5 protein-coding genes are annotated in these 4,527 nt (G+C 35.3%); 4 read left to right on the plus strand and 1 reads right to left on the minus strand.

Annotated elements, in window-relative coordinates:
* The first annotated feature begins 90 nt into the window (after positions 1-90).
* Positions 91-1,038, plus strand: coding sequence for a CDF family zinc transporter CzcD (czcD, locus tag RAC86_RS35680; RefSeq protein WP_377886696.1), 948 nt, complete (start codon positions 91-93; stop codon positions 1,036-1,038).
* A gap of 87 nt (positions 1,039-1,125) precedes the next feature.
* On the plus strand, positions 1,126-2,163 hold the full coding sequence (locus tag RAC86_RS35685) for a flavin-containing monooxygenase (RefSeq protein ID WP_185183702.1): 1,038 nt from the start codon (positions 1,126-1,128) through the stop codon (positions 2,161-2,163).
* Positions 2,164-2,284: 121 nt separating this feature from the next.
* On the opposite strand, the gene czcR is transcribed toward RAC86_RS35685, so the two are convergent.
* Positions 2,285-3,151: a LysR family transcriptional regulator CzcR gene (gene czcR, locus RAC86_RS35690; protein WP_015384170.1), complete on the minus strand. Its 867-nt coding sequence runs from the start codon at positions 3,149-3,151 to the stop codon at positions 2,285-2,287.
* A 125-nt stretch (positions 3,152-3,276) separates the two neighbouring features.
* On the opposite strand from czcR, the gene RAC86_RS35695 reads away from it, so the two are divergent.
* Both RAC86_RS35695 and RAC86_RS35700 read left to right on the plus strand, forming a co-directional pair.
* Entirely contained in the window at positions 3,277-4,242 is a 966-nt protein-coding gene (locus RAC86_RS35695; protein WP_377886697.1) for a DMT family transporter, read from the plus strand.
* 17 nt (positions 4,243-4,259) lie between these two features.
* On the plus strand, positions 4,260-4,403 hold the full coding sequence (locus RAC86_RS35700; protein ID WP_014477437.1) for a YrzO family protein: 144 nt from the start codon (positions 4,260-4,262) through the stop codon (positions 4,401-4,403).
* Positions 4,404-4,527 lie beyond the last annotated feature (124 nt).

The following is a 4,527-nucleotide window of genomic DNA, read 5'->3' on the forward strand; positions in this document are numbered from 1 at the left end:
ATTGTTTGCATTATGTTAGAATGCTTCATAACAGATTTGAAATAATAAATACATATGTATCAATAAACTTTAGGTAAGGAGGAGTTTTTTATGGGTCACAATCATAGTCACAATCATAATGAAGGAGCAAATAAAAAGGTTTTATTGATCTCTTTTATCATGATTACAGGTTATATGATAATAGAAGCTATAGGAGGATTTTTAACAAATAGTCTGGCGCTTTTATCTGATGCAGGCCATATGCTGAGTGATTCAATTTCATTAATGGTTGCCCTGATTGCTTTTACATTAGCTGAAAAAAAGGCAAATCACAATAAGACATTCGGCTATAAACGATTTGAGATTCTTGCAGCTGTGATAAACGGTGCTGCCTTAATTCTTATTTCTCTTTATATCATTTATGAAGCAATCGAACGCTTCTCTAATCCACCAAAAGTAGCAACAACCGGCATGCTTACAATTAGTATCATCGGGTTAGTTGTGAATCTATTGGTCGCTTGGATTATGATGAGTGGCGGAGATACAAAGAATAATCTGAATATAAGAGGAGCTTATTTACATGTAATAAGCGATATGCTCGGCTCTGTAGGTGCCATTTTAGCTGCCATACTTATCATCTTCTTTGGATGGGGCTGGGCAGATCCATTGGCTAGTATCATTGTGGCTATTCTTGTTCTAAGAAGCGGTTACAATGTGACTAAAGATTCCATTCACATCTTAATGGAAGGAACTCCAGAAAATATCGATGTCTCTGATATCATTCGTACAATTGAAGGGACAGAGGGAATTCAAAACATTCATGATTTACACATATGGTCTATCACAAGCGGATTGAATGCTCTTTCTTGCCACGCAGTTGTTGACGGTCAACTGACCATTTCAGAAAGTGAAAATATTTTACGCAAAATTGAACATGAACTTGAGCATAAAGGCATTACGCACGTAACCATTCAAATGGAAACCGAAGCGCATAATCACGACAATGCGATCCTTTGTCAGCCCAAAATGGAGAAGCCGCGTGACCACCATCACCATTAAATTTTTTATCTAACTTTATAGTGAGAAGATCAACTAGCATTTTGCAGATTCTGTCTACTGACAATTTGAAATTGGCGGGGTGATAATGTGTACGACACTATAGTAATCGGGGCTGGTCAAGCAGGGATCTCGATAGGATATTATCTTAAGCAGTCCGATCAAAAGTTTATTATTTTGGATAAAAGTCATGAGGTGGGGGAGAGCTGGAAAGATCGGTATGACTCATTAGTTTTATTTACTTCTCGAATGTATAGCTCTTTGCCTGGAATGCATCTTGAAGGAGAAAAACATGGATTTCCTTCAAAAAATGAAATTGTTGCTTATCTAAAGAAATATGTTAAAAAATTTGAAATTCCAATCCAATTACGGACAGAAGTAATAAGTGTCCTAAAAATAAAGAATCATTTCTTAATAAAAACAAATCGGGAAGAATATCAAACGAAGAATCTTGTCATTGCTACAGGTCCTTTTCATACCCCTAATATTCCATCAATATCAAAGGATTTAGCCGATAATATTAATCAACTACACTCATCACAATATAAGAATTCAAAACAATTGGTACATGGAAATGTACTAGTAGTTGGTGGTGGGAATAGTGGTGCTCAGATAGCTGTTGAATTATCCAAAGAAAGAGTTACATATTTAGCCTGTAGTAATAAACTAGTTTATTTCCCTTTAATGATCGGGAAAAGAAGCATCTTTTGGTGGTTTGATAAATTAGGAGTTTTACATGCAAGTCATACATCAATAGTAGGCAAATTCATTCAAAAGAAAGGTGATCCAGTATTTGGGCATGAATTAAAACATGCAATAAAACAGAAAAAGATCATCTTAAAAAAAAGAGTCATTGCCGCAAAGCAAAATGAAATCATTTTTAAAGATTCATCTACATTAGAAGTAAACAATATTATTTGGGCTACTGGTTTCAGGAATCCCTTATGTTGGATAAATATAAAAGGTGTTTTGGATCAAGAAGGTCGAATCATACATCATAGAGGTGTTTCACCTGTAGAAGGATTGTACTTTATAGGTTTGCCTTGGCAGCATAAGCGAGGTTCAGCATTGCTTCAAGGCGTAGGAAATGATGCTGAATACATTGTAAAACAAATGAACGGTGAATAAACGAAGCAGAGCAGTAACTCACATGTTTACTGCTCTATTTTATTGTGAATAAGGGTAGCGAAGTGGAGATGAGCCTTCTCTTTTATTTAAGAAGTTAGAATATAGAAAGAGAAAAATCACTTTAAGACATACTCATATTTTTATGTTCAACAATGGTCTTAAGGAGGCTGCGCATTGAATTTGTCAGGTACGCATCTTTATGGCGTATAAAGATTGTTGAGATACAGCTGTCTTTCTCAGGTAATGGGTGACAATAAACCTTACCTTGTGCAGCTAGATGCATAACTGCAGATTCCGGTACCACTGTTATACCGAGTCCAAGTGCAACACTATTTAAGATTGTCTCCAGGATGTTAAATTCCATCATTCTGTTTGGGAGCACACCTTCATCTTTGAGCCACTGTTCAAGCCTAGACCGATACCCGCACCCCTGATTAAAAACAAGAATCGGAGTCGTTGAAAAATCCTCTATATTAAACGTTTTGTTACTGGTTACAAGAGTAAGTTTTTCAGTATAAACATCATACTGTTCCAGAATAGAATGTTTCAAAGGGCCTGAAATAAAAGCTCCGTCTAATTCGTGATTCATGACCTTTTTAATAAGTTCCTCTGTTAGACCAGCCTGCAATGATAAATCCACATTAGGATACTTTTTATAATAGGAAGCTATGATGGTCGGCAGTATCCTCACTGTTTCCACTGTACCGATTTTTAATATTCCAGACGGTATATCAGTATCTAGAAAGACTTGCTCCAGTTCTTCAACATCTTTCAAAATTTTGTTAACGTATTCAATCATTTTTCGGCCCTCTGGGCTTAGTGAAACCCCTTTTTTATGGCGATTGAAAAGAGGTGTTTTGAGTTCATTCTCTAATTGCTTAATCCGCGCAGTTACATTAGATTGTACATAATTTAACTCTTTTGCAGCACCGGTAATACTCTTGTGATGGGCTACGCATTTGAAAATTTGTAAGTCTCGCAGTTCCATGAAGATCCCCCCTTCATTAAAGTATCATTATCAATGATGTTTTTCATCACTTTTGTTCATTTTACTTGATGCTTACTTCTTTTTATAATTCTCATTGTAATTTTAAAGAAAAGGAGGGGAATTCAATGAAAAAAAGTCAATTATTCATTGGTGCCCTTACATGTTTAGTAGCAAGTATGTCTTGGGGCGCGATGTTTCCAGTTGCAGATCATGCATTAGAATTTATTGATCCGTTTTACTTTTCATTTATTCGCTACGGTGTGGTAACGATTATGTTAGTGATTTTATTATTGGTGAGAGAAGGAAAAAAATCATTTTATTTAGAGGGTAAAGCAAAATGGATCATTTTATTTGGGGTGATGGCGTTTACTGTATACAATGTTCTTATTTTTTTAGGTCAAAGGTTGATGGGGAAGTCTGGAATTATGACAGCATCCATTGCCGAGGCACTCATGCCGATGCTTTCAATTGTTATTCTATGGGGATATAAACATGTGAAACCTAAAAAATACACAATGATCAGTATATTGATTGCCTTTTTGGGGGCTTCGATGGTCATAACCAAAGGTAATATAAGTTTCTTTTTTTCATTAGGGGATCATCTATTCTCGATACTCTTTATATTCATTGGTGTTTTAGGGTGGGTTGTCTACACAATGGGGGGACAGATATTCCGAGAGTGGTCCATACTTCGTTATTCAACTTTGACATGTTTATTCGGCACAGCTATAACAGGAATCATGACAGCTATACTTACCGCGCAAGGTTACGTGTCGGTACCGAGTATTAAAGTGATTGCAGCAATTAAGTATGATTTTTTATTTATGATTACTTTACCAGGTATCATAGCCCTCCTTAGTTGGAACTATGGCATTAAAATCCTATCATCCATTAATGGGATTTTATTTATTAACTTTGTCCCCATTACTACATTGTTAATCATGGTGATCAAAGGATATAACATAACTGCATTTGATATAGTAGGAACACTGTTTGTCATTATTGGACTCATTTTAAATAACATATATCAGCGTAAGGAAGATTATAAGCAGGTATTACAAAAAGAAAAAACAAATTTGACTATCACTTAGACGGTGGGGGATTTAAAATGTTTGAAGGTTTATTGTTTTTCATTTCAGCTGGAATTGTCTGTGAACTTGCTGCAATTAATAGAAATGGCCGCAAAAATATAAAGCAACAGGCGGAATTGATTCAAATTTTAAAAGAAAACCTTAATAAAGACATTAAATAAATCAAGACGGTTGGATATTATTGAAACACACCAGAAAATTCAGGTGTGTTTTTATTTTGCTTTCTATTTTAAGTCTTAAAACGTCACCAATCGCTAGTTGAATACTATGGGAACCACTCTCCAT

The sequence above is a fragment of the Bacillus sp. LR_5 genome (genome assembly GCF_042709275.1).